Genomic DNA, 23778 nt, shown 5'->3' on the forward strand with positions numbered 1-23778 from the left:
CCAGGTTTTGATCTGGCGATGGCCACTGCTGGCTGGGCATAATTTGCCCACTTGCACAGGAGCCTGATGATGGATGCAAACACCCGTCGCGGATCGTTGGAAATGACCGCTGCCATGCTGATTTCCGGAACCATTGGCTGGTTCGTCCTGGTGTCCGGGCAACCGGTGCTGGATGTGGTGTTCTGGCGGTGCCTGTTCGGTGCCGGGGCCTTATTGCTTATTTGTGGCGCTTTCGGTTTTTTGCGTAAGAACATTCTGATCAAGCGCAGCCTGCTTCTGGCGGTGCTCAGCGGCGTGGCGATTGTCGGCAACTGGGTGCTGCTGTTCGGTTCCTACTCCCGCGCCTCGATCGCCATCGGCACCGCGGTGTACAACGTCCAGCCGTTCATTCTGGTGGCCCTGGGCGCGCTGTTCCTGGGGGAGAAGATCACCCCGCAGAAACTCTTCTGGCTGTGCCTGTCGTTCGCCGGGATGCTGGCCATCGTCAGTGCCCACGGCGCCGAGGGCGAGGGCGGTAGCGACTACTTGCTGGGCATCGCCCTGGCCCTGGGCGCTGCGCTGCTGTACGCCTTCGCCGCGTTGCTGATCAAGCGCCTGAGTGGCACGCCGCCGCACCTGATCGCGTTGGTCCAGGTCTGCACCGGGGTCTTGCTGCTGGCGCCCTGGGCCAACCTCGGCACGCCGCCCCAGCAGGCCAGCGCCTGGGCCAGCCTGCTGACCCTGGGCATCCTTCATACCGGGGTGATGTACGTGCTGCTGTACGGGGCGATCCAGAAGCTGCCGACGGCCTTGACCGGCGCCTTGTCGTTCATCTATCCGATCGCGGCGATCTTCGTCGACTGGCTGGCCTTCGGGCACCGCCTGGGCCTGCTGCAATGGGTGGGTGTTGGGGCCATCCTGCTGGCCGCCGCCGGCATGCAGCAGGGCTGGAGCCTGAAGCGCCGACGCAGCGTTTTGCAGTGAGCGCCGCAGGCGTTCGACGGGGGCTGGCAAGCGGCTCCCACTGCCCGCGCAAACGCCCGGGCAGCGGGCCTCTACCGGTCGGCGCCGAGCCTTGACAGGCCGGGGCCCGGGGCTAGATTTTACCCAGCGCTGAGGTTTTTTCAGCACCCTTTCTCCCCCGGTCCAGGCCCTCGGCATCCCGCCCAGGCGCGCCTCGATCGTGCGCAACCACCGGTTCGCGTCGTTGCCGCCGCGCGCCGGCCCAGGAGCGATCATGAGCACTCGACGCAAGGTTCCCGGAATTCGCAGCTACGAGGGGCCCGCCGGTGGCTGGGGCGCGCTCAAGGCCACCGCCACGGCGGTGCGCGAACAGATGGACGCGCTCAAGGCGCCGCTGACCCTGATGCGCACCAACCAGCCCGACGGCTTCGACTGCCCGGGCTGTGCCTGGCCGGACAAGGAGCACAAGTCGACCTTCCAGTTCTGTGAAAACGGTGCCAAGGCGGTGACCTGGGAGGCCACCCATAAACGCGTGACCCCGGCGTTCTTCGCCGAGCACCCGGTGACTTCGCTGTTGCAGCGCTCGGACTACGAACTGGAAGACCTCGGGCGCCTGACCGAACCGCTGGTCTACGACCGCGCCAGCGACACCTTCAAGCCGCTGGCGTGGCAAGCCGCCTTTGCCCGCATCGGCGAGATCCTGCGCGGCCTGCAACCCGAGCAGGTGGAGTTCTACACCTCCGGCCGTGCCTCCAACGAAGCGGCCTACCTGTACCAGCTGTTCGCCCGGGAATACGGCAGCAACAACTTTCCCGACTGCTCGAACATGTGCCATGAGCCGACCAGCGTCGGTTTGCCGCGCTCGATCGGCATCGGCAAGGGCACGGTGTCGCTGGAGGACTTCGACCTCTGCGAGCTGATCATCTCCATCGGCCACAACCCCGGCACCAACCACCCGCGGATGATGGGCACGCTGCATGAAGCCTCGCGGCGCAAGGTGCCGATCATGGTCTTCAATCCGCTGCGCGAGCGCGCCCTGGAGCGTTTTGCCGACCCGCAGAACATGGTGGAGATGGCCACCTACGGCTCGACCCGCATCGCCTCGTCGTACTTCCAGGTCAAGGCCGGCGGCGACGCGGCGGCGATCAAGGGCATCATGAAGGCCCTGCTGGCCCTGGAAGACAGCCTGGGGCAGGTGCTGGACCATGAGTTCATCGCCGAGCACACCCTGGGTTTCGAGGCCCTGGCGGCGGACCTGCACGCCACGGCCTGGGCGGACATTGAGCAGGCCAGCGGGCTGCACCAGGCGGACCTGGAAATGGTCGCCGCGGCGTACGCCAAGTCCAACGCCACCATCGTCACCTACGGCATGGGCATCACCCAGCACAACGAAGGCACGGCCAATGTGCGGCTGATCTGCGACCTGCTGATGCTGCGCGGCAACCTGGGCAAGCCGGGGGCGGGGATCTGCCCGTTGCGCGGCCACTCCAACGTCCAGGGCAACCGCACCGTGGGCATCACCGAGAAGCCGACGCAGGCCTTTCTCGACAAGCTCCAGCAGGCCTTCGGCTTCACGCCGCCTTCGGCCCATGGCCACGATGCGGTGCAGGCCATGCAGGCGATGATCGACGGCAGGGCCAAGGCGCTGCTGTGCCTGGGGGGCAACTTCGCCGTGGCCCTGCCGGACCCGGGTCAGTGCTTCCCGGCCATGAGCCGGCTCGACCTGAGCGTGCACGTCGCCACCAAACTCAACCGCAGCCACCTGCTGGTGGCCCGCGAGACCTTCATCCTGCCCTGCCTGGGGCGCACCGAACGGGATGAGCAGGAAGGCCTGGGCCAAGCCGTTACCGTGGAAGACTCGATGTCCATGGTCCACGCCTCGGCCGGCAAGCTGGCCCCGGCGTCGCCGTTGCTGCTCTCGGAACCGGCGATCGTTGCCGGCATGGCCCAGGCCACGCTGCCCGACAGCCGCGTGCCCTGGCGCGAGCTGGTGGCCGACTACGACAAGATCCGCGACCTGATCGAGCAGACCGTGCCCGGCTTCGACGACTACAACGCGCGCATCCGCGTGCCGGGCGGGTTCCGCATGCCCCTGGCGGCGGCCCAGCGGCAGTGGCTGACCCCCTCGGGCAAGGCCGAGTTCTTCGTCTTCCCCGGGCTGCACGAGGACAAGGAAGTGGACGGCGCCGACGTGCTGCGGCTGATCACCCTGCGCAGCCACGACCAGTACAACACCACCATCTATGGCCTGGACGACCGTTATCGCGGCGTGTTCGGCCGCCGCGACGTGCTGTTCATGAGCCCGGCGGACCTGGCCGCCCGAGGCTTGGCCCATGGCGACCTGGTGGACATCGAGACCGTGATTGGCGGGCGCCGCTTGCGTTACGAAAAGATCACCGCCATCGAATACAAGATCGCCAGCGGCACCGTGGGCGCCTACTACCCCGAAGCCAACCGCCTGGTGCCCCTGGACTACCTGGATGTGGACAGCGGCACGCCGTCCTACAAATCGGTGCCGGTGCGGGTCTTGCGCTCGACCTTGGGCAGCGCCGCCTCCTGACCCGGCAATGGGTGAGGGAGCTTGCCACAAGGCGTGTTCAGCCTCGCAACTGGCGGCAATCAGAGGCCGCAAGAACCGATGCAAACAGCTTGTGGCTGACAGCTCACCGCTTGCCGCTGCTTTTCTGTGGCGAGGGAGCTCGCTCCCGCTCGGACGCGCAGCGGCCGTAAAACCTGAATCTGCGGTCTGCCTGATAGGAAGGGGACTCAGGCATTGGGAAGGCTGCGCCTTCCAGCGGGAGCAAGCTCCCTCGCCACAGTAAGCGCTCTTGTCACAAGGCGTGTTCAGCCTCGCAGCTTGCGGCTGGCAGCTCACCGCTTGCAGCTGCTCCCCTTACCACAGCCACAATCTGCTAATTTCCTGTCAGTGATTTTTCGACCGCAGCCTGTGGAAACCATGATGACCCAGCCTTCCTCCCTGGCCGAGCGCAAGCCCGAGCCGCAAGCTATCTGCAATCCGATTACCCGCAGCGCGATCTTCATCGTCGCCACCCTGGCCCCCGGCGCCGACGCCGCGCAAACCCTGCGTGAGTGGTGCGCCGATGTCGCCGCGCTGACCCGCTCGGTGGGCAAGCGCGTGCCGGGGGGCAACCTGTCTTGTGTCTGCGGCTTCGGTTCCAGCGCCTGGGAGCGCTTGTTCGCCGGCCCGCGCCCGGCGTCGCTGCACCCGTTCATTGAGGTGGGCGTGGAGGGCCGGCGCGCGCCGTCGACCCCCGGCGACCTGCTGCTGCATATCCGCGCCGAGCAGATGGACCTGTGCTTCGAACTGGCCACGCAACTGCTCAAGCCCCTGGGCGGCTCGGTCAAGGTGGTGGACGAGGTCCAGGGCTTCCGCTATTTCGACATGCGCAGCATGGTCGGCTTCGTCGACGGCACCGAGAACCCGGAAGGCCGCGAGGCGGTGGATTTCACCCTGATCGGCGACGAGGATCCGTCGTTCTGCAACGGCAGCTACGTGCTGGTGCAGAAGTACCTGCACAACATGACGGCCTGGAACGAACTGACGGTAGAAGCCCAGGAGCGCATCATCGGCCGCACCAAGCTGTCGGACATCGAACTCGATGAGTCGGTGAAACCCAGCTGCTCCCACAGTTCCCTGACCACCCTGGAAGAGAACGGCGAGGAGGTGAAGATCCTGCGCGACAACATGCCCTTCGGCCGTCCGGGCGCTGGGGAATTCGGCACCTACTTCATCGGCTACGCGCGTTCGCCACGCCCGGTGGAGCAGATGCTGGAAAACATGTTCGTCGGGCGCCCGGCGGGCAACTACGACCGCTTGCTGGACTTCAGCACCGCGGTCACCGGCGGGCTGTTCTTCGTGCCCTCCGCCGATCTGCTGGAACAGCTGGCCGAGCGCACGCCGACCGGCCAGTAACCGCAAAACCCCGGCCCGCTGCTGCGGGCCGGGGTTCCAGGCGTTACACACGCCTCCTCAGTGACTGTGCATTCCAGCGGCCTGCATCAGCAGCCGCAACAGGCCGGCCACCAGCCCCAGGCCGACGACGCTGGCCAGCCAGATGCCGAGCATCCACAGCAGGCGCTGCCAGCCGGGGGCCGGTTGCGCGGGGGGTGTGGTGAGCTTATCCATGGGCCAGCTCCAGCATCAGTGCGCCGCTGCAGGCGAGCATCAGCAGGGCGCCGATGAACAGCAGGCTCAGTTGCGCCACCGTCCTGTGCCAGGGCAGGGGCTTTGCCCGATCAATGGTAGCCATCGCCAATCCTCACTTTGCCGCGGAACACGTAGTAGCTCCAGCAGGTGTACATCAGGATGATCGGCAGGATGAACAAGGTGCCGATCAGGATGAACAGCTGGCTGGTCAGGGGCGATGCCGCGTCCCACAGGCTGATGGACGGCGGCACGATGTTCGGCCAGATGCTGAACGCCAGGCCGATGTAGCCGAGGAACACCAGCACCAGGGTGAACACGAACGGCCAGTGGGAATGGTGCTGGCGCAAGGTCCCCAGCAGCCCGCACAACGCCAGCAGGCCCAGCACCAGCAGCGCGCCGAAGATCACGATATGGGCATGGCGGAACCAGCGGGTGGCGATTTCCGGGTGCAGCAGCGCGGTCCACACGCAGAGCACCGCCACCACCGCCGTCAGCGCGAACGCCAGGGGCCGGGTGTAGTGGCGCATGCGCGCTTCGAGCATGCCCTCGGTCTTGACCAGCAGCCAGGTGCTGCCCAGCAGCGCATAGGCCACGATCAGCCCCAGGCCGCAGAACAGCGGGAAGGGCGCCAGCCAGTCCAGGGAGCCGCCGGCAAACTGCCGGTTGAGCACCGGGATGCCGGAAATGTAAGTGCCGATCACGATGCCCTGGCACAGGGTCGCCAGCAGCGAGCCGCCGATGAACGCCCAGTCCCAGATATGGCGCTGTTCGGGGCTGGCCTTGAAGCGGAACTCGAAGGCCACGCCACGGAAGATCAGCCCCGCCAGCATGAAGATCAGCGGCAGGTACAGGGCTTCGAGGATCACCGAATAGGCCAGGGGGAAGGCCCCGTACAGCGCCGCGCCACCGAGGATCAGCCAGGTCTCGTTGCCGTCCCAGACCGGGGCCACGGTGTTCATCATCACGTCCCGTTCCCGGGCGTCGGGGATCAGCGGAAAGAGAATCCCCAGCCCCAGGTCGAAGCCGTCCATGATCACGTACATCATCACCCCGAAGGCAATGATCACGCCCCAGATCAACGACAGGTCTATGCCTTGAATCGTCATGTCGATATCCCTTGTTTCAGTGGTGGTGGTCGCTGGACGCAAAGGTCTCGGCGATCGCGGACAGCGGACGGCGCGGGGTCGGCTCCTGGCTAGCAGGGCCGCTCGGCGGATGCTCGTGATGGGGCTGCGGGCCCTTGCGCACCAGCTTCATCATGTAGCCGATGCCCACCGCGAACACCGAGAAGTAGATCGCCACGAACAGCGCCAGGGAGATGCTCAGTTGCGCCACGCTGTGGTTGGACGCGGCGTCGCTGGTGCGCAGCAGGCCGTACACCACCCAGGGCTGGCGCCCGACTTCGGTGGTGATCCAACCCGCCAGCAGGGCGATCAGGCCGCTGGGGCCCATCCACAGCACCAGGCGCAGGAACAGGCGGTTGCGGTACAGCGCGCCGTTGCGCCGCAGCAGCAGGCCCAGCGCCCCGGTGAGGATCATCAACATGCCCAGGCCGGCCATGATGCGGAAGCTGAAGAACACGATGGCCGAGTTGGGCCGGTCCTCCCTGGGGAAGCTCTTGAGCGCGGGGATCTGCTTGTCCAGGCTGTGGGTCAGGATCAGGCTGCCCAGGTAGGGCACTTCCACGGCGTAGTCGGTTTTCTCCGTGTCCATGTTGGGAATGCCGAACAGCACCAGGGGCGACGGCTCGTTGCCGTGGTTTTCCCAGTGGCCTTCGATGGCGGCGATCTTCGCCGGTTGATGTTCCAGGGTGTTCAGGCCATGGGCGTCACCCACCACCGCCTGGATCGGCGCCACGATCAGCGCCATCCACAGCGCCATCGACAGCATCTTGCGCACCGGCGGCGTGTTATTGCCCCGCAGTAGGTGCCAGGCGGCGCTGGAACCGACGAAGAACGCCGTGGCGACAAAGGCGGCGATCGCCATGTGCATCAGGCGGAAGGGGAACGATGGGTTGAACACGATCGCCAGCCAGTCCATGGGCATGATCCGCCCGTCGACGATGGAAAAGCCCTGGGGCGTCTGCATCCAGCTGTTGGAGGCGAGGATCCAGAAGGTCGAGATCAGGGTGCCGATGGCCACCATCACCGTAGCGAAGAAGTGCAGCCCGCGGCCGACCCGGTTCCAGCCGAACAGCATGACCCCGAGAAAGCCCGCCTCCAGGAAGAACGCGGTCAGCACCTCGTAGGTCAGCAAGGGGCCGGTGATGCTCCCGGCAAAGTCCGAGAAGCGGCTCCAGTTGGTGCCGAACTCATAGGCCATGACCAGGCCTGAGACCACGCCCATGCCGAAGTTGACGGCGAAGATCTTCGACCAGAAGTGGTACAGGTCCTTGTAGGTGTTGTTGTGGGTCTTGAGCCACAACCCTTCGAGCACCGCCAGGAAACTGGCCAGGCCGATGGTGATGGCGGGAAAGATGATGTGGAACGAGACCGTGAACGCAAACTGGATGCGTGCCAGGTCGAGCGCCTGTAGATGAAACATGACGAAACCCTCGTGATGGCTGGGGGCCCGGGCAGGCGCCGGCCGCCGCCGTGAACCAGGGTTCGCGGCGTACGGCAGAAGGCTGCGCGGGGCAGGCTGGAGCGGCGCCTTGGCCGCCCCGGCGGGTCAAGCGCTGACGGACTGGATCAGGTTGCTGGCCGCCGCCGGCTCCAGGCGGATGGCGATGAACTTGGACGTCGGCGTGTAGGTGCGGTCGCCATAGCTTTCCAGGGGCACCAGGGGGTTGGTTTCCGGGTAGTAGGCGGCGGACTGGCCGGCGGGAATGTCGTAGGCGATCAGGGTGAAACCGCTGACCCGACGCTCGCGGCCGTCATCCCACAGCGAGACGATGTCAACCTTCTGCCCCGGTTCGAAGCCCAGCTGGCGAATGTCCTGCTCGTTGGCGAACAGCACCTCGCGCATGCCGTAGACCCCGCGATAGCGGTCGTCCAGGCCATACAGGGTGGTGTTGTACTGGTCGTGGGAACGCATGGTCTGCAGGATCAGGTCGGGCTTGACCTTGAGCTTGCGCACCCCGGCGCTGACCAGGTGTTCCGGCAGCACGCTGGGAATGAAGCGCGCCTTGCCGGTGGCGGTGTTCCAGCGCCGCTGGCTGGCGTCGTTGCCCAGGTGGAAGCCGCCGGGGTGCAGCAGCTTGAGATTGAAGTCCTCGAACCCGGGGATGGTGTCGGCGATCAGGTCGCGGATGCGCCCGTAGTCTTCGATCACCCACAGCCAGTCGATGGGGTGCTGGCCCAGGGTGGCGTTGGCGATGCCGGCGATGATCGCCGGTTCCGAGCGCAGGTGCGGCGACTTGGGTTTCAGCTGGCCGTGGGAGATGTGCACCATGCTGAAGGTGTCTTCCACGGTGATGCCTTGCGGGCCGTTGGCCTGGATGTCGATATCGGTGCGGCCCAGGCACGGCAGGATCAGCGCCTCGCGCCCGGTCACCAGGTGGCTGCGGTTGAGCTTGGTGGCGATGTGCACGGTGAGCTCGCAGTTGCGCAGGGCGGCGTGGGTGCGCGGGGTGTCCGGGGTGGCCTGGGCGAAGTTGCCGCCCAGGCCGATGAACACCTTGGCCCGGCCCTGTTCCATGGCCGAGATCGCCATCACCGTGTTGTGCCCGTGCTCCCGTGGCGGCTGGAAGCCGAAGCGCGCCTCCAGGGCATCGAGCAGTTCGCTGGGCGCCAGTTCGTTGATGCCCATGGTGCGGTCGCCCTGCACGTTGCTGTGGCCGCGCACCGGCGACAGGCCGGCGCCGGGGCGGCCGATGTTGCCCCGCAGCAACAGCACGTTGATCACTTCCTGGATGGTCGGCACCGAGTGGGTGTGCTGGGTCAGGCCCATGGCCCAGCACATGATGGTGCGCTTGGCCTTGCGGTACATGCGCGCCGCCAGTTCGATGTCGGCCAGGGTCAGGCCGGACTGCTCGACGATGTGGTTCCAGGAGGTGGCATCGACCTCGGCCAGGTAACTGTCCAGCCCCGAGGTGTGTTCGGCGATGAAGGCCCGGTCGAATACCGGCTCGCCATTGTTGGCCAGGGCCTCGCGTTCCCAGCGCAGGAGGAACTTGGCGATGCCGCGAAAGGCCGCCATGTCGCCGCCCAGGGCCGGACGGAAGTAGGCCGAGGAGGTGGGTTCGGAGCCGTTGGTGAGCATCTCCAGCGGGTGCTGCGGGTGCTGGAAGCGCTCCAGCCCGCGCTCTTTCAGCGGGTTGAAGCAGATCACCTGGGCCCCGCGTTTCACCGCTTCGCGCAGCGGTTCGAGCATCCGTGGGTGGTTGGTGCCGGGGTTCTGGCCGATGACGAAGATCGCGTCGGCCTGTTCCAGGTCATGGAACACCACGGTGCCCTTGCCCACGCCGACGCTTTCGAACATGCCCACGGCACTGGCCTCGTGGCACATGTTCGAGCAGTCGGGAAAGTTGTTGGTGCCATAGGCGCGCACGAACAGCTGGTACAGGTAGGCCGCTTCGTTGCTGGCCCGGCCCGAGGTGTAGAACTCCGCCTGGTTCGGCGAGTCCAGGCCCTTGAGGTGGCTGGCGATCAGCTCGAAGGCTTGGTCCCAGGTGGTTTCCACGTAGCGGTCCTGGGTGGCGTCGTAGCGCATCGGGTGGGTCAGGCGGCCCTGGTACTCAAGCCAGTAGTCGCTCTGCGAGGCCAGGGCCGAGACCGTGTACTTGTTGAAGAAGGCCGGGTTCACCAGGCGCCCGGTGGCTTCCCAGTTGACCGCCTTGGCGCCGTTCTCGCAGAACTTGACCATGCCGTTTTCCGGCGACTCGCCCCAGGCGCAGCCCGGGCAGTCGAAGCCGCCGTTCTGGTTGGTCTTGAGCATGGCGCGGATGTTCTTGAAGGCGTTTTCGCTGCCCAGCCAGTTCCTGGTCACCGCGATCAGTGCCCCCCAACCGGCGGCCGCCCCCTTGTAGGGTTTATATCGATCAACTTCGCTCATGATATTTCTCCAATACAGCGCACGCAGGCAACCGCCCGACAAATAATCGATGTCAGTGATTGTTTAACTGCACAGGCTAAATGCGGTTTTGTGGTGAAGCCGTTTAAGTTCGGACTGCTTGGGGCAACGGAATCACTTATAGGGCCCGTTTCATGGGCCGCGAATAAAGCCTATTCGGCGCCTGTATCGGCTGTCTAATCGCAATTAATGACCGGTTGATCGAAAGCCTCTATCAAGTATTTAATTCATTAAAAATCAACGATTTATCTTGTTTATTTAGTGCCGGTAAAGGGTGCTTTTTCAGCTGATAGATTGCATTGATCAATTGGTTGTTAATAGCGATTGGACGCCACTTTTAATCACTCTTAGTCTTGCCGCCAACAACTTGTCCAATGGCCGTTAATGGCCGAAAACTGCAACTAAGACCCCAGGGTCGTAACCGTCGACAGAGGCTGTGATGTCAGATCAAGTATTGGTGGATGGCTTTGCCCGACGGATCGACTACTTGCGCCTGTCGGTGACCGACCGCTGCGACTTTCGCTGCGTGTATTGCATGGCCGAGGACATGCAGTTCCTGCCGCGCCAACGCATCCTGACCCTGGAAGAGCTGTACCAGCTGGCCGCGGGTTTCGTCGCCCTGGGTACGCGCAAGATCCGCCTCACCGGTGGCGAGCCGCTGATCCGTCCCGGGGTGGTGCAACTGTGTCAACGCATCGGGCAATTGCCCGGGTTGCGGGAGCTGTGCCTGACCACCAACGGCTCGCAGTTGGGCAAGCTCGCCGCGCCGCTGTTCGACGCCGGGGTCAAGCGCCTCAACATCAGCCTCGACAGCCTCGACCCGGGGCTGTTTCGCCAGATGACCCGCACCGGCGAGCTGAGCCAGGTGATCGCCGGCATCGACGCGGCGATCGCCGCCGGTTTTGCGCGCACCAAGCTCAATTGCGTGGTGATGAAAGGCCGCAACGACCGCGAGATCAACGAGCTGGTGGCCTTTGCCATCGACCGTGGCCTGGACATCTCGTTTATCGAGGAGATGCCCCTGGGCAGCATCAGCGAGCACAGCCGTCGCGACGCGTTCTTTTCCAGTGCCCAGGTCCGCGAGCGGATCGCCGAGCGCTACACCCTGATGGAGTCCGCCGAGTCGACCCAGGGCCCGTCGCGCTACTGGCGCCTGGCCGAGGCGCCACAGATCCGCCTGGGCTTCATCTCGCCCCACAGCCACAACTTCTGCGGCACCTGCAACCGCGTACGGCTGACGGTGGAAGGGCGCTTGCTGTTGTGCCTGGGCAACGAGCACTCGGTGGACCTCAAGGCCGTGCTGCGGGCCCATCCCGGCGATGCCGAGCGTTTGCAGCGGGCCATGGTCGAGGCGATGAAACTCAAACCCTACCGCCACCACTTCGAACTCAACGACGAGCTGCAGGTGGTGCGCTTCATGAACATGACCGGCGGTTGAAGCACCGGTCCTTGCCGCTTTCCTTCGTGCACAGGTTTCGCCCCGATGATCGTCCGATCCAAACCCAACCTGATCAGCGTGCTGATCTCCCTCAAGGGCTCGATTGCCAAGCGCATCGCCCTGCGCAGCCTGCTGGTGACCCTGCTGGCCTCGGCCATCGTGCTGATCGAGACCCTGCACCCGGCGTACTTTTCCAAGGTCAACGCCACGCCCTTCACCTTGCTCGGCCTGTCGCTGTCGATCTTCATGAGCTTTCGCAACAACGCCTGCTACGACCGCTGGTACGAGGCGCGCAAGGCCCTGGGCACGCTGGTGACCGAGGTGCGCTCGCTGATCCGCGAAACCCAGGTGCTGGAAGAGGCCGGGGCGCGTCGCGCGATCCTCGGCGACCTGTGCGGCTTTGCCCAGGCCCTCAAGGCCCGGCTGCGCCAGGAAGATGAACTGAGCGCCGCCGAAACCTGGCTCAGCCAGCTGCCGCCGGCCACCACCAGCAACCTGCCGGACAGCCTCCTGCGCCAGGTGGCGCGCCAGTGTTCGGACCAGGCCCTGGCGGGCCGGATCAGCGAGTGGCGCTACCAGCTGCTGGCCAACCACCTGGCGGCGCTGACCGGCGCGCAAACCACCTGCGAGCGGATCAAGAGCACGCCGCTGCCGTTTCCCTACACCTTGCTGCTGCACCGCACCAGCTACATGTTCTGCATCCTCCTGCCCTTTGCCATGGCCGAGCCCCTGGGCTGGCTGACGCCGATTTTCACCGCCATCGTCAGCTACACCTTCTTCGGCCTGGACGCCATTGGCGACGAGCTGGAAGACCCCTTTGGCCACGACGAGAACGACCTGCCGCTGAACGCCATCGTGCGCAACATCGAGCGCGAGATCCTCGAGGCCCAGGGGGCCACCGAACTGCCGCCGGTGCTGTTGCCGGTGGATTATGTCCTGAGCTGAACCACTGTCCTTATCTCCGAGGTTGCACATGAACCCACTCACTCACCTGGATGCCCAGGGCCGGGCCAGCATGGTGGATGTCACCGCCAAACCGGCCACCGAACGCGAGGCCCAGGCCCGGGCCTGGGTGCGCATGCTCCCGGCCACCCTGCAACTGATCCAGGACCAGGGGCACCCCAAGGGCGACGTGTTCGCCGTGGCGCGCATCGCTGGAATCATGGCGGCGAAGAAGACCCACGAACTGATCCCCCTGTGCCACCCGTTGCTGCTCAGTGGTATCCAGGTCGAGCTGCAGGCGCTGCCGCCGGACCGGGTGCAGATCACCACCTGTTGCCGGCTCAACGGCGCCACCGGGGTCGAACTGGAAGCCATGACCGCCGCCAGCGTCGCGGCGCTGACGATCTACGACATGTGCAAGGCGGTGGACCGGGGCATGGTCATCGAGGGCCTGCACCTGCTGAAGAAGCAGGGCGGCAAGTCAGGGGTTTTCATCGCAGGAGCAGCACAATGATTGTGGTCAACTACTTTGCCCGCTACCGCGAACAACTGGGCAGCGGCGGCGAGAAGCTGGCGCTGGACGCCGGCTTGCGCACCGTCGATGACCTGCGCCGGCGGCTGATGGCGCGGGGCGAAACCTGGGCCGCGGTGCTGGGGGAGAACAGCCTGATGTGCGCGCTGAACCAGGACCTGTGCAAGCTCGACGCGGTGATCGAGGACTTCGATGAAGTCGCCTTCTTCCCCCAAGTGACCGGGGGCTGAGGCATGGGCATTCAGGTGCAGACCCAGGCCTTCAGCCTCGACCAATTGAATGCCGGCCTGCAGGCCGGCGACTCCAGTGTCGGCGGCGTGGTGACCTTCGTTGGCTATGTGCGTGATCTCAACCTGGGGGAGGCGGTACAGAGCCTGTTCCTGGAGCACTACCCGGGCATGACCGAACGCTCGCTGCAGGGCATCGTGCAGCAGGCCCAGGCGCGCTGGCCGCTGAACCGGGTGAGCCTGGTGCACCGGGTGGGGCTGTTGCCGGTGGGCGAGCCCATCGTCTTCGTCGGCGTGGCCAGCGCCCACCGCCAAGCGGCGTTCGAGGCCTGCGCCTTCATCATGGATTACCTCAAGACCCGCGCCCCGTTCTGGAAGCGCGAAGTCACCCCCAACGGCGAACGCTGGGTGGAAGGGCGCGAGAGCGATCGGCAGGCTGCCGAACGTTGGTAATCCTTTGCATCGCTTCTTGTGGCGAGGGAGCTCGCTCCCGCTGGAAGGCGCAGCCTTCCCAAGGCCTGAGTCCGCGGTCTTTCAGGTGGATCGCGGATTCAGGTTCTGCGGCCGCTGCGCGCCCGAGCGGGAGCAAGCTCCCTCGCCACGCTGGGGGACTCACACCGAGTGCAATGTCGAAAAGGCGTTTTTGTGGCGAGGGAGCTCGCTCCCGTTGGAAGGCGTAGCCTTCCCAAGGCCTGAGTCCGCGGTCTTTCAGGTGGATCGCGGGCTCAGGTTCTGCGGCCGCTGCGCGGCCGATCGGGAGCAAGCTCCCTCGCCACGCTGGGGGGCTCACACCGAGGGCGATGTCGAAAAGCTTTTTTGTGGCGAGGGAGCTCGCTCCCGTTGGAAGGCGCAGCCTTCCCAAGGCCTGAATCCGCGGTCTATCAGCTGGATCACGGATTCAGGTTCTGCGGCCGCTGCGCGCCCGAGCGCGAGCTTGCTCCCTCGCCACGCTGGGGGGCTTACACCGAGTGCAATGTCGAAAAGGCGTTTTTGTGGTGAGGGAGCTCGCTCCCGTTGGAAGGCGCAGCCTTCCCAAGGCCTGAATCCGCGGTCTATCAGCTGGATCACGGATTCAGGTTTTGAGCCACACAGGGGGATTCAGACCGGGCTGTAGATCCGTGGGGCGTTGCGGTGGGGCACGTGGATCAGGTTCAGGTGGTGCTTGTTGGCCCATTGCACGGTCAGGGCGGTGGGCGCCGACAGGCTGACCAGGGTGCCGAGGCGGGCACGCACGGCTTTGTGGATCAGTTCCAGGCTGCAGCGGCTGGTGACCACGGTGAAGCCCTGGCGGCCGTCGATCCCGGCCTGCAGCAGGGCACCGATCAGCTTGTCCAGGGCGTTGTGGCGGCCGATGTCTTCCTGGCACAGGCGCACCTCGCCCTGTTCGTCGAAGTACAGCGCGGCGTGCAGGGCGCCGCTGCTGCGGGCCATGTGCTGGGCTTGTTCGATGCGCTCGCGCAGGCCCTGCAGGTGTTCGGCGGGGGGCAGGGGCGAAGGGTCGAGTATCTGCAGTTGCGGCAGCGCCTGTTCCAGGGCCTCCACGCCGCATAACCCGCAGCCGCTGGTCCCGGCCATCTGCCGGCGATGGTCCTTGAGGGCCCAGAACGCCCGGCTGGAAATCTCCACATCGGCCTGGCAGGCCTGGGGAAAGTGGCTGAGGCGGATGTCGTAGATTTCGCCAAGGTCATGGACGATGTCGTTGGTGATGCTGAAGCCGCGAATGAAGTCTTCCAGGTTGCCGGGCGACACCATCATCACCGCCTGGCTCAGGCCGTTGTAGGTGATCGCCAGGGCGATCTCGGCGGCCAGCGGCGCCTCGGCCATCACCCCGTCGGGGCTGTACTCGCGATAGGCCACGCGCTGCGGCGCCGGCGCCGGCGCATTGGCTTCGGGTTGTTGCTGCGTTTGTTCGATCCGGCAAACCATGACCACACCTCGATACAGTCGATTCAACCCGGGCCATGGGCGGCCCGGGGCATTCATTCAGTCTTTGATCGCGAACAGCTTCCTGGCTTCGGCGAAGCACTTTTCGGCAATCGCCGAGCGTGGTTCGGTCTTGCGCATCACCAGGCCCAGGGGCGCCAGCACGCTGGCGTCCGGCAGCTGGATAAAGGCCAGGTTGTCGATGGGCGAATCCAGGCCGCTGTCCAGGGGCATGATCGAGCAGCAGAAGCCCTCATGGATCGCCTGGAACAGCTGGTAGGTGGAATCGCTCTCCAGGATCGGCGTCGGGTTCAGGCCACGGCTGCGGAAGCTCAGGTCGATGGACTTGCGATAGTGCATGCCGGTGCTGAGCATGCCCAGGGGCAGTTCGGCAGCGTCTTCCCAGCTCATCTCGCTGCCTTCGAAATGAAAGTGCCGGGTGTCGTAGAGCAGGCCGACCCGGGTCTCGCCGATCTCGAAGAAGTCCAGGTAGTGGGGGTTGACGTGGTCCAGGTAGCAGACCCCGAGGTCCAGCTGGTTGTTGCCGATGTCCTCGATGATCCGGTCGGAGCTGGCGGACGACAGGCTGAACTTGAGCTCGGGAAAGCTCGCCGAGAGCTTCTGCACATAGCTGATCGGGTTGAAGCCGCTCAGCGGCACCAGGCCCAGGCGCAGGTTGCCCACCAGTTGCCCGCGGCAGGCGGCGGCCTCGGCGAACAGCCCGTCATGGGCCGCCAGCAGGGTCTTGGCCCAGGCCAGCACCCGCTCGCCGGCCTCGGTGAAGCCTTCGAAGCGCTGGCCCCGGGTCACCAGGATCAGGTCCAGTTCGTCCTCCAGGTTGCGCAGGCGCATGGACAGGGTCGGCTGGGTGATGTGGCAGCGCGCGGCGGCCTGGCCGAAGTGCCGGGTCTGCTCCAGGGCGATCAGAAACTTGAGTTGCTTGATGTCCACGATGGCACCTGTTGTGGGAAAAGTCGGGGTCATTCATAACGCAGGTGTTGCGCCCATGGAAAGGCGTGCAGCCTTGCCGGGCCGCCTCCTTGGCCAGCGCTGCGGTGCTCAGGCCAAGGGCTTGGGGCCTGCTTCAGACAGTAGTTCAGGGGTGTTGAAGTTGCTCAGCCGCGGGTCGTCGGCGGCGCAGGGCAACGGCTGCAAGCCATGGGCGGCGAGGGCCCGCAGCAGGCTGCGCTCGCCGTTGTCCCAGGCCTGGCGCAGCTCGCCCAGCAGCCGCCGTGGAATCAGGCTGAACATGGGCTGCCATTGCCCGGCCTGTTGCACCATCAGTGGTTGTTCCTGGGGCGCGCGGGCCTGCAGCAGGGCCTGGATCAGCGCGGCGTCGATCTGCGGTGCATCGCAGGCCAGCACCAGCAGCCAGCGATGGCGGGCCGCCGCGAGGCCGGCCAGGACGCCTGCCAGCGGCCCGGGGAAATCCTTCTGCGGATCCTCCACCAAGCGGTCGGCGTAGGCCCGGTAGCGCTCGGCGTTGCGGTTGCAGGAAATGATCAGGTCATCGGTAAAGGGCCGCACCACCGCCTGCACATGGGCAATCAGCGGCTGGCCGTACCAGGTCACCAGGCCCTTGTCCTGGCCGCCCATGCGCGCCCCGCGGCCGCCGGCCAGCAGCAGGATCGAGCAGGGCAGGGAGGCGGCGGGGGCAGGCTGGGTCGAGGTCATGGTGGGGCGCAGGTCAGGTCGGTGGCGCAAACGATCTCATTGTCCTTGGGGCGCGTCCAATCGGAAGTGTCGAATGGCTGATTGATGGGCTTTATCGCAGGCCTCGGGTGGCGCGGCAGGGCGATAGAGCGCCTCGATAATCCGGTCAGCCAGAACGATTAGACAGCCGCGCTTTGGCGCCCTTAGCCTGAGCCCATGATTTTTATCTTGCCGGTCGGAGAATGACATGAGCGTGAAGTCGGATGCGTTGTTTGTACCCTTGAACATAGCCGTGCTGACAGTCAGCGATACCCGGGAATACGCCACGGACACCTCCGGGCAACTGCTGGTCAGCCGCTTGCTGGAAGCCGGCCACACCCTGAGCGAGCGCAACCTGCTCAAGGACGACCTGTACAAGATCCGCGCCCAGGTGGCGGCCTGGATCGCCGACGAACGCATCCAGGTGGTGCTGATCACCGGCGGCACCGGCTTCACCGGCCGCGACAGCACCCCGGAAGCCGTGAGCTGCCTGCTGGACAAGCACATCGACGGTTTCGGCGAGCTGTTCCGCGCCATCTCGATTCTCGATATCGGCACCTCCACGGTGCAGAGCCGGGCCCTGGCCGGGCTGGCCAACGGCACCCTGGTGTGCTGCCTGCCGGGCTCCACCGGAGCCTGCCGCACGGCCTGGGAAGGGATCCTCGCCGAGCAACTGGATGCTCGCCATCGGCCGTGCAATTTCGTGCCGCACCTCAAGCCGGTGCAGGCCTGCGAGTCGCGCGGATGAGCCAGGGTTCCTTGATGCCGCTGGAGGACGCACTGGCCAGCCTGCTGGCCATGGCCGATGCCCAGCGCCTGCCACAGAGCGAAACCCTGGCCGTGGATGAAGCCCGGCAGCGGGTGCTGGCCACTGACCTGGTGGCGACCCTGGACCTGCCGCCCTGGCCCAACAGCGCCATGGACGGCTACGCCCTGAACCTGCAGCACTGGGACGGCCAGCCACTGCCGGTGTCACAGACGATCTTTGCCGGGCAGCCCGGCGACCCCTTGCAGCCGGGCAGCTGTGCGCGGATCTTCACCGGCGCGCCGCTGCCGGCCGGCGCCGATTGCGTGGAGATGCAGGAGAACGTCGAGCGGCTGGAGGACGGCCGGGTACGCTTCACCCAGGCCCTCAAGCCGGGGCAGAACATCCGCCCCCAAGGCCAGGAAAACCGTGTCGGCCAGGTGCTGTTGCAAGCCGGCACGCGCCTGGGGCCTTTCGAGCTGGCGGTGGCCGCGGCCCAGGGCTGCACCGAGTTGCAGGTCGTGCGACGCCCGCGAGTGGCGCTGCTGTCCACCGGCGATGAGTTGCTGGAACCGGGCACGCCGATGCGCCCCGGCTGCATCTACAACAGCAACCGCACCTTGCTCCGCCACTGGCTGGACGGCCTGGGCTGCGAGGTCATCGACGCCGGGATTCTGCCCGACCAGCCGCAGCAGACCCGGCTGCGGCTGGAGCAGTTGCAGCACGGCACGGACCTGATCCTGACCACCGGTGGCGTCTCGGCGGGGGATGCCGATTGCCTGGGCCAGGTACTGAGGAACGATGGCCGGCCGCTGTTCTGGAAGCTCGCGATCAAGCCCGGCAAGCCGCTGACCGTGGGCCACTTCGGCCAGGTGCCGGTGATCGGCCTGCCGGGCAACCCGGCCTCGGCGCTGGTGACCTTCGGCCTGCTGGCCCGGGCCTACCTGCTGCGGATTCAAGGGGTGCAGGAGGTCGCGCCGCTGAGCGTCGCAGTGCCGGTGGCCTTCGCCTGGCCCAAGGCCGGCAGCCGCCGCGAATACCTGCGGGCGCGCCTGGAAAACGGCCGCGCCGTGCTCTATCCGAACCAGAGTTCCGGGGTGCTGCTGGGGGCCAGCTGGGCCGATGGCCTGGTGGAGGTGCTTGAAGGCCGCACCCTGCAGGTGGGCGATTCGGCGCGTTTCATTCCCTTCAGCGAGCTGTTCTAGGGCCTAGATCTTCCAGCGCTGTGCGCTCTTGGCCAGGCGCTGGTGCATCTCGCCGAGGGTTGCCGCCAGTTGTCGGGTCAGCAGCCGGTAGCCGTCCAGGGTCGAGTACACCGGGGCTTCCAGGGCGTTCTCGGGGCGGCCTTCCACGGATTTTTCCAGGCGCTGGGTGACCCCCGATTGCAGGGCCCGGGCCATGCCGATCAGCAATACGCGGATCTGCCGGTGCTCGGCCTTGAGCGCCCGTTGCATCTGCGCCATGGCCTGCCGGTCGTTGGCGTCGGGGCGGGTGTTGCCGAGGATCTCCAGGGTGCTGATGCACATCCGCAGGTTGCGCTGGATGGCGTCCAGCTCGGTCATGGAAATCCGCACTTCCTTGGACACCGACGGCATCAGCGAGCGCAGTTGCAGCATGGCGGCGTTGACCCGGCCCAGGAGCTTGAGGTGCTCGTCGTCGGTCACCGACTGGCCCTGGATGATCCGCCCGTACAGCTGCGCGCAGTCGCGCAGGGCGCTGGCCAGGTTGTAGCGCCAGGAGTACACCGCGTACAGCGGAATGGCGAAGGAAAACGCCAGGGCCAGGGCAATGCCGATGAGGATGTCCACCGCGCGCCACAGGCCGTCGCTGACCTGGTTGTCGCCGTGGCCGGCGACGATGAACACGGTGATCGCCGCCAGCAGCGCGGTGTACCCGCCCTTGCCGATGGCGTGGTAGGAAAAGTAGCCGCAGACCGCCGACATGCCCAGGTAGGTCAGCCAGGGTTGGCCGAAGTACGCCTGCTGCACCACCAGCACCAGGCCGACCCCGGCGCCGACCAGGGTGCCGATGGCCCGTTCGGCGGCTTTCTTGCCGATGTTGCCGTGGTGCTGCAGGCCACCGATCACCACCAGCATGGTCACCGAGGCCCATTCGCCGTGGGGCAGGTTGAGGCCGGTGGTCAAGAGGATGGTGGCGATCAGGCCGAGGGCGACCCGCACCGCGTGGATCAGCCGGGCGTGACGGTAGCGCCGGTACGGGTCCAGCACGGGACGCAGCAGGCGGCGCAGCAAGGGGGGCAGGGTGATGCGTGGCAGGAAATTGAACGGGCCCAGGCTGGTTTCTCCCAGTGGCATGAGTGGCTGAATCAGTGGCCGGGGCTCGGCGCGTGGCGAGCCCCGGCACGGTGGTTCAGAAAATGTAGTCGGTGGTCAGGAAGCTGGAGTCGCGGTTGCGAATGATGTCACTGATCAGCTCCTTGTTGCGCTCCTGAAACTTGGTCGCCACCAGGGTGCGGATCGAGAAGGTGCGCAACGCATCATGCACCGACAGCGTGCCCTCGGCGGAGTTCTTGCGGCCGTTGAAGGGGAAGGTGTCTGGGCCGCGCTGGCACTGGGCGTTGATGTTGATCCGCCCGACCTGGTTGGCGAAGGTGTCCACCAGCCGGCCGATCACCGCCGGGTCGCTGCCGAACAGGCTCAGTTGCTGGCCGAAGTCCGATTCCAGGACGTAGTCGATCACCGTGTCCAGGTCGCGGTAGGGCACGATGGGCACCACCGGGCCGAACTGTTCTTCGTGGTAGACGCGCATTTGCGGGTTCACCGGGTACAGCACCGCCGGGTAGAAGAACGACGCCCGGGAAGCGCCGCCGTCAGGGTTCACCACCTGGGCGCCGTGGGCCTGGGCATCGGCCACCAGGGCGTGCAGGTAGTCGACCTTGGTGTTTTCCGGCAGCGGCGTCAGGGCCACGCCCGGCTCCCAGGGCATGCCCGGCTTGAGGCCCTGCAGCTTGGCGTTGAACTGCTCGATGAAACGCTCGACCACAGCTTCGTGGACGAACAGGATCTTCAGCGCGGTGCAGCGCTGGCCGTTGAACGACAGCGCGCCGGTGAGGGCCTCGCTGACCGCGTTGTCCAGGTCGGCGTCGGGCAGCACGATCCCCGGGTTCTTCGCGTCCAGGCCCAGGGCCGCGCGCAGGCGGTGGGGCTTGGGGTGGAGTTTCTTCAGGTCGCTGGCGGCCTTGTTGGTGCCGATGAAGGCAAAGATGTCGATCTTGCCGCTGGCCATCAGCGCGCTGACGGTCTCGCGGCCGCTGCCGTAGATGACGTTGATCACCCCGGCCGGGAAGCTGTCGCGGAAGGCTTCGAGCAGCGGGCGGATCAGCAGCACGCCGAGCTTGGCCGGCTTGAACACCACGGTGTTGCCCATGATCAGCGCCGGGATCAGGGTGGTGAAGGTTTCGTTCAGCGGGTAGTTGTAGGGGCCCATGCACAGGGCCACGCCCAGGGGCACCCGGCGGATCTGGCCGAGGGTGTCCTGCTCCAGTTCGAAGCGGCTGGAGCGCCGGTCCAGTTCCTTGAGCGCGCCGATGGTGTCGACGATGTAGTCGCAGGTGCGGTCGAACTCTTTCTCCGAGTCCTTGAGGTTCTTGCCGATTTCCCACATCAGCAGCTTGACCACCGCCGTGCGCTGTTCGCGCATGCGCGCCAGGAAGGCTTCCACGTGCTGGATGCGCTCGGCCACGCGCATCGTTGGCCAGGCGCCCTGGCCACGGTCGTAGGCGCGCACGGCGGCGTCCAGGGCGGTGAGCGCGGTGTCGGCGTCCAGCAGCGGCGTGCTGCCGAGTATCACTTGCTGGTCGCCGTCGGCGCCGCTCAGGTAGATCGGGCTGCGGACCTGGGCCAGGGGGCCGTTCCAGGTGCGCAGCTCACCGTCCACCAGGTAGTCGCGCTGCTCCACCGGGTCGGGCAGGCGATAGGCTTCGGGGATGTCGGCGGCAGCGGGAAACAGGTTGGTGAGGACGTTGGCTGTGGTCATGACTCTACCCCGTGTTGGAAATGGCGGCGGCGCGGATGACGCTGGCGCCATCGCTCCAAGGTTTATACGCCTGAATGGCCTGCGGCTTTAGCGCTTTGTGCGGTCGGCACGCCAGCGGTCATGGTTCGAGATTAAACGTTTCAGCTGCTGCCCAGCAACTGCCGGATCAGGCTCGGGGTGCTGCCGGTCCAGCGCTTGAACGCGCGGCGGAAGTTGGCCGGGTCATTGAAGTTCAGGTACTCGGCCACGGCTTCGTTGCTCCAGCCCCTGATCTGGTACAGGTACAACGCCACGTGGGTGTGCACCCGGTCCACCTGCTGCTGATAGCCGCTGTGGTGCTTGCTCAGCTTGCGCTTGAGGGTCGCCGGGCTCATGGCGAAGGCCTGGGCCGCCTGTTCCAGGCTCGGGGTGCGGCGCACGTGGGCTTGCAGGTAGCGGTACAGGGCATCCAGAAAACTGCTGGAAAAGCCCAGCTGGCGCAGGTGCTCGCCGGCTTCCAGGCGCGCCACCTGGCCGGCGGTGGCCGAGGCGCCGGGCCAGGGCCGGGTCAGGTATTCCCGGGGGATGCGCATCAGGTCCAGGGGCCGCTGGAACTGGGTCTGTTCCCCCAGGTGCACCCAGTACTGTTCGACATAGCGCGGCTCGCCGTGGCTGAAGCTGCACTCCCAGGGCAGGCGCTGGCCACTGAGCCACTGACTCATGGCCACCAGCGACGTCATGCTGGCTTCCAGCAGGAAACGCCAGTGCTCGCCGGCGCCGCAGCTGTCCAGCCAGTAGCAGTAGGCGTGGTGCTCGTCCAGCACCAGGCGCGGGCTGGCCAGGGGGCTGAGCAGGGCTTGCTGCTGCACCAGCGCGTCCAGGGCCTGGTGCAGGTTCTGCGCATGGCGCAGGGCATGGCTGGCGGCGCCGTAGTGCCCGGGCAACAGGCGCTGGCCGAACAGGAAGCTGCTGTCGTCGGCATCCAGCAGGCGCCGGCCGTTGCCGATCAGCGCCAGGAACTGCTGCGGGCTGAGGCGGGTCTGCCCGGCCAGGATGTCCTCGTGGAACAGCCCGGTGCCGCGCAGCAGGCGGTGGCTGTCGATGTCCCGGGACAGCGCCAGGTCGATCAGCGCCGCCGGTTGGTAGTGCCCGGGAATGAACCGCGTATCGGCTTCGTACCAGTGGGTCTTCAGGGTCATGACGGCGCCTCAGGCGGTTTTCGCCAGGGGCTGCTTGGCCCGGGCCAGGGCCAGGTTGAGACGCTTGAGCAGGACTTCCGGGGTTTCCTCCAGGGCCATCACCACCGCGGTGCTGGCCGCCAGGTGCAGGCGCTCGCCGTGCTGCCGGGTCTTGTGCGCCAGGCCCTGCACCGCCTGTTCCAGCTCCAGGGCCAGCAGCCGGGCCTGGCTTTCCCCGGTGTTGGGCAAGAGCACCACGAAGCGGTCGCCGGCCAGCCGGCACAGCAGGTCCTGGCGCCGCAGGTTGAGCAGCAGCACATGGCTCAGGGCCTGCAGCACCGCATCGCCTTCGGCATGGCCGTAGTCCTGGTTGATCGCGGCGAAGTGGTCCAGGTCCAGGGCCAGCAGCGACAACGGCTGCTGCTGGCGGCGGCTGTCTTCCAGGCTGCTGGCCAGCTCGCGTTTGAGGTAGTCGGCGCCGGCCAGCGGCGTGAGCTTGTCGAACTGCCGGTGTTCGCGAAACAGCCGTTCCTTCTTTTCCATCTGCGCGCTGATGGCCAGCTGTTCGCGGTGCCAGTGGTAGATGCCGATGGTCAGCAGGATCATGCCGATGGGCATCGGCCCGGACTCCAGCCAGTGGTCCCAGGTGATGCTGTCGGGCAGGCGGATGAATTCGTCGAGGCTGTCGATCCACCAGGAAAAGAAAATGCAGCTCAGGCCCAGGACCAGGTAGTGGGTGACCCGCCCGGCGGGGCGGCTCTTGAGCACCAGCGCGAGCCAGACCAGGGCCAGCAGCGCCGAACCGCCTTCGCCGATGATGTCCAGCCATTGCCATTCACTGACCGGCTTCAGCGTGCCGCAGGCCAGGTGCAGGAGCAGCCCGGCATTGGCCGCCAGCAACAGCGCGGCGAGTTTCCAGCGGTGGGGTTTGAGCACGGAGAACATGGCCGCGATCCTTTTGCCAAGTGTGAGAGGGCGCCAGCACAGCAGATGCAGATGACAG

22 protein-coding genes are annotated in these 23778 nt (G+C 66.1%); 10 read left to right on the forward strand and 12 right to left on the reverse strand.

All coding sequences use genetic code 11. The features are described 5' to 3' along the window. Positions 1-69 precede the first annotated feature (69 nt). The 3 genes from LXM55_RS24940 (at position 70) to LXM55_RS24950 (ending at position 4876) form a co-directional block, all read left to right on the forward strand. A complete protein-coding gene (locus LXM55_RS24940) occupies positions 70-963 on the forward strand; it encodes a DMT family transporter (RefSeq protein WP_233322823.1) in 894 nt (297 codons plus the stop codon). Positions 964-1216: 253 nt separating this feature from the next. Beyond that, positions 1217-3502: an FdhF/YdeP family oxidoreductase gene (locus LXM55_RS24945; protein WP_233322824.1), complete on the forward strand. Its 2286-nt coding sequence runs from the start codon at positions 1217-1219 to the stop codon at positions 3500-3502. 399 nt (positions 3503-3901) lie between these two features. After that, positions 3902-4876, forward strand: coding sequence for a Dyp-type peroxidase (locus LXM55_RS24950; protein WP_233322825.1), 975 nt, complete (start codon positions 3902-3904; stop codon positions 4874-4876). Between the two features lie 57 nt (positions 4877-4933). On the opposite strand, the gene LXM55_RS24955 is transcribed toward LXM55_RS24950, so the two are convergent. From LXM55_RS24955 to LXM55_RS24970, 5 genes are all read right to left on the reverse strand, one after another. Beyond that, a complete protein-coding gene (locus tag LXM55_RS24955; RefSeq protein WP_233322826.1) occupies positions 4934-5089 on the reverse strand; it encodes a DUF2474 domain-containing protein in 156 nt (51 codons plus the stop codon). Next, the gene (locus tag LXM55_RS32460) at positions 5082-5213 is read right to left on the reverse strand and encodes a hypothetical protein (protein WP_258230369.1); all 132 of its coding nucleotides are present in this window, start codon (positions 5211-5213) and stop codon (positions 5082-5084) included. Before LXM55_RS32460 ends, LXM55_RS24955 begins: the two co-directional genes overlap by 8 nt. Next, positions 5200-6216, reverse strand: coding sequence for a cytochrome d ubiquinol oxidase subunit II (gene cydB, locus LXM55_RS24960; RefSeq protein ID WP_233322827.1), 1017 nt, complete (start codon positions 6214-6216; stop codon positions 5200-5202). The genes LXM55_RS32460 and cydB overlap by 14 nt, the downstream gene beginning before the upstream one ends. A 16-nt stretch (positions 6217-6232) precedes the next feature. After that, on the reverse strand, positions 6233-7654 hold the full coding sequence (locus tag LXM55_RS24965) for a cytochrome ubiquinol oxidase subunit I (RefSeq protein ID WP_233322828.1): 1422 nt from the start codon (positions 7652-7654) through the stop codon (positions 6233-6235). Positions 7655-7780: 126 nt separating this feature from the next. Continuing rightward, a complete protein-coding gene (locus LXM55_RS24970) occupies positions 7781-10105 on the reverse strand; it encodes an FdhF/YdeP family oxidoreductase (protein WP_233322829.1) in 2325 nt (774 codons plus the stop codon). A 457-nt stretch (positions 10106-10562) separates the two neighbouring features. Here LXM55_RS24970 and moaA point away from each other — a divergent pair, with 457 nt between their 5' ends. Genes moaA through moaE form a run of 5 tightly spaced genes read left to right on the forward strand, consistent with a single transcriptional unit; the run spans position 10563 to position 13715 of the window. Continuing rightward, positions 10563-11561: a GTP 3',8-cyclase MoaA gene (gene moaA / locus LXM55_RS24975; protein WP_233322830.1), complete on the forward strand. Its 999-nt coding sequence runs from the start codon at positions 10563-10565 to the stop codon at positions 11559-11561. Between the two features lie 45 nt (positions 11562-11606). Continuing rightward, a complete protein-coding gene (locus LXM55_RS24980; protein WP_233322831.1) occupies positions 11607-12506 on the forward strand; it encodes a bestrophin family protein in 900 nt (299 codons plus the stop codon). Positions 12507-12534: 28 nt separating this feature from the next. Next, on the forward strand, positions 12535-13017 hold the full coding sequence (gene moaC, locus LXM55_RS24985) for a cyclic pyranopterin monophosphate synthase MoaC (RefSeq protein ID WP_233322832.1): 483 nt from the start codon (positions 12535-12537) through the stop codon (positions 13015-13017). Next, on the forward strand, positions 13014-13265 hold the full coding sequence (moaD, locus tag LXM55_RS24990) for a molybdopterin converting factor subunit 1 (protein WP_233322833.1): 252 nt from the start codon (positions 13014-13016) through the stop codon (positions 13263-13265). Before moaC ends, moaD begins: the two co-directional genes overlap by 4 nt. Before the next feature lie 3 nt (positions 13266-13268). Then, a complete protein-coding gene (moaE, locus tag LXM55_RS24995; protein ID WP_233322834.1) occupies positions 13269-13715 on the forward strand; it encodes a molybdopterin synthase catalytic subunit MoaE in 447 nt (148 codons plus the stop codon). A 645-nt stretch (positions 13716-14360) separates the two neighbouring features. Here the strand turns inward: moaE and fdhD are convergent. The 3 genes from fdhD to mobA form a co-directional block, all read right to left on the reverse strand. Further along, positions 14361-15188: a formate dehydrogenase accessory sulfurtransferase FdhD gene (gene fdhD, locus LXM55_RS25000; protein ID WP_233322835.1), complete on the reverse strand. Its 828-nt coding sequence runs from the start codon at positions 15186-15188 to the stop codon at positions 14361-14363. 57 nt (positions 15189-15245) lie between these two features. Beyond that, the gene (locus LXM55_RS25005) at positions 15246-16136 is read right to left on the reverse strand and encodes a LysR family transcriptional regulator (RefSeq protein ID WP_233322836.1); all 891 of its coding nucleotides are present in this window, start codon (positions 16134-16136) and stop codon (positions 15246-15248) included. 108 nt (positions 16137-16244) lie between these two features. Then, on the reverse strand, positions 16245-16859 hold the full coding sequence (mobA, locus tag LXM55_RS25010; RefSeq protein WP_233323001.1) for a molybdenum cofactor guanylyltransferase MobA: 615 nt from the start codon (positions 16857-16859) through the stop codon (positions 16245-16247). A gap of 226 nt (positions 16860-17085) precedes the next feature. Between mobA and moaB the strand changes: the two genes are divergently transcribed. Next, positions 17086-17625, forward strand: a complete 540-nt coding sequence (gene moaB, locus LXM55_RS25015; RefSeq protein WP_060840020.1) for a molybdenum cofactor biosynthesis protein B — start codon at positions 17086-17088, stop codon at positions 17623-17625. After that, positions 17622-18827 carry a molybdopterin molybdotransferase MoeA gene (locus tag LXM55_RS25020; RefSeq protein WP_233322837.1) on the forward strand — a complete coding sequence of 402 codons (1206 nt, stop codon included), beginning with the start codon at positions 17622-17624 and terminating at the stop codon, positions 18825-18827. The genes moaB and LXM55_RS25020 overlap by 4 nt, the downstream gene beginning before the upstream one ends. Before the next feature lie 3 nt (positions 18828-18830). On the opposite strand, the gene LXM55_RS25025 is transcribed toward LXM55_RS25020, so the two are convergent. From LXM55_RS25025 to LXM55_RS25040, 4 genes are all read right to left on the reverse strand, one after another. After that, complete coding sequence (locus tag LXM55_RS25025) at positions 18831-19874, reverse strand: FUSC family protein (protein ID WP_233323002.1); 1044 nt, start codon at positions 19872-19874, stop codon at positions 18831-18833. Between the two features lie 118 nt (positions 19875-19992). Beyond that, the gene (locus LXM55_RS25030; protein WP_233322838.1) at positions 19993-21618 is read right to left on the reverse strand and encodes an NADP-dependent glyceraldehyde-3-phosphate dehydrogenase; all 1626 of its coding nucleotides are present in this window, start codon (positions 21616-21618) and stop codon (positions 19993-19995) included. 140 nt (positions 21619-21758) lie between these two features. Then, positions 21759-22796, reverse strand: coding sequence for an AraC family transcriptional regulator (locus LXM55_RS25035; RefSeq protein ID WP_233322839.1), 1038 nt, complete (start codon positions 22794-22796; stop codon positions 21759-21761). Between the two features lie 9 nt (positions 22797-22805). Then, entirely contained in the window at positions 22806-23720 is a 915-nt protein-coding gene (locus tag LXM55_RS25040) for a GGDEF domain-containing protein (RefSeq protein WP_233322840.1), read from the reverse strand. Positions 23721-23778 lie beyond the last annotated feature (58 nt).

Source organism: Pseudomonas sp. Au-Pse12 (assembly GCF_021341665.1).
Lineage (GTDB): Bacteria > Pseudomonadota > Gammaproteobacteria > Pseudomonadales > Pseudomonadaceae > Aquipseudomonas.

Coding starts and splice junctions, on each gene's coding strand:
- LXM55_RS24940 (WP_233322823.1), top strand. CDS start 70: ATGGATGCAAACACCCGTCGCGGATCGTTGGAAATGACCGCTGCCATG.
- LXM55_RS24945 (WP_233322824.1), top strand. CDS start 1,217: ATGAGCACTCGACGCAAGGTTCCCGGAATTCGCAGCTACGAGGGGCCC.
- LXM55_RS24950 (WP_233322825.1), top strand. CDS start 3,902: ATGACCCAGCCTTCCTCCCTGGCCGAGCGCAAGCCCGAGCCGCAAGCT.
- LXM55_RS24955 (WP_233322826.1), bottom strand. CDS start 5,089: ATGGATAAGCTCACCACACCCCCCGCGCAACCGGCCCCCGGCTGGCAG.
- LXM55_RS32460 (WP_258230369.1), bottom strand. CDS start 5,213: ATGGCTACCATTGATCGGGCAAAGCCCCTGCCCTGGCACAGGACGGTG.
- cydB (WP_233322827.1), bottom strand. CDS start 6,216: ATGACGATTCAAGGCATAGACCTGTCGTTGATCTGGGGCGTGATCATT.
- LXM55_RS24965 (WP_233322828.1), bottom strand. CDS start 7,654: ATGTTTCATCTACAGGCGCTCGACCTGGCACGCATCCAGTTTGCGTTC.
- LXM55_RS24970 (WP_233322829.1), bottom strand. CDS start 10,105: ATGAGCGAAGTTGATCGATATAAACCCTACAAGGGGGCGGCCGCCGGT.
- moaA (WP_233322830.1), top strand. CDS start 10,563: ATGTCAGATCAAGTATTGGTGGATGGCTTTGCCCGACGGATCGACTAC.
- LXM55_RS24980 (WP_233322831.1), top strand. CDS start 11,607: ATGATCGTCCGATCCAAACCCAACCTGATCAGCGTGCTGATCTCCCTC.
- moaC (WP_233322832.1), top strand. CDS start 12,535: ATGAACCCACTCACTCACCTGGATGCCCAGGGCCGGGCCAGCATGGTG.
- moaD (WP_233322833.1), top strand. CDS start 13,014: ATGATTGTGGTCAACTACTTTGCCCGCTACCGCGAACAACTGGGCAGC.
- moaE (WP_233322834.1), top strand. CDS start 13,269: ATGGGCATTCAGGTGCAGACCCAGGCCTTCAGCCTCGACCAATTGAAT.
- fdhD (WP_233322835.1), bottom strand. CDS start 15,188: ATGGTTTGCCGGATCGAACAAACGCAGCAACAACCCGAAGCCAATGCG.
- mobA (WP_233323001.1), bottom strand. CDS start 16,859: ATGACCTCGACCCAGCCTGCCCCCGCCGCCTCCCTGCCCTGCTCGATC.
- moaB (WP_060840020.1), top strand. CDS start 17,086: ATGAGCGTGAAGTCGGATGCGTTGTTTGTACCCTTGAACATAGCCGTG.
- LXM55_RS25020 (WP_233322837.1), top strand. CDS start 17,622: ATGAGCCAGGGTTCCTTGATGCCGCTGGAGGACGCACTGGCCAGCCTG.
- LXM55_RS25030 (WP_233322838.1), bottom strand. CDS start 21,618: ATGACCACAGCCAACGTCCTCACCAACCTGTTTCCCGCTGCCGCCGAC.
- LXM55_RS25035 (WP_233322839.1), bottom strand. CDS start 22,796: ATGACCCTGAAGACCCACTGGTACGAAGCCGATACGCGGTTCATTCCC.
- LXM55_RS25040 (WP_233322840.1), bottom strand. CDS start 23,720: ATGTTCTCCGTGCTCAAACCCCACCGCTGGAAACTCGCCGCGCTGTTG.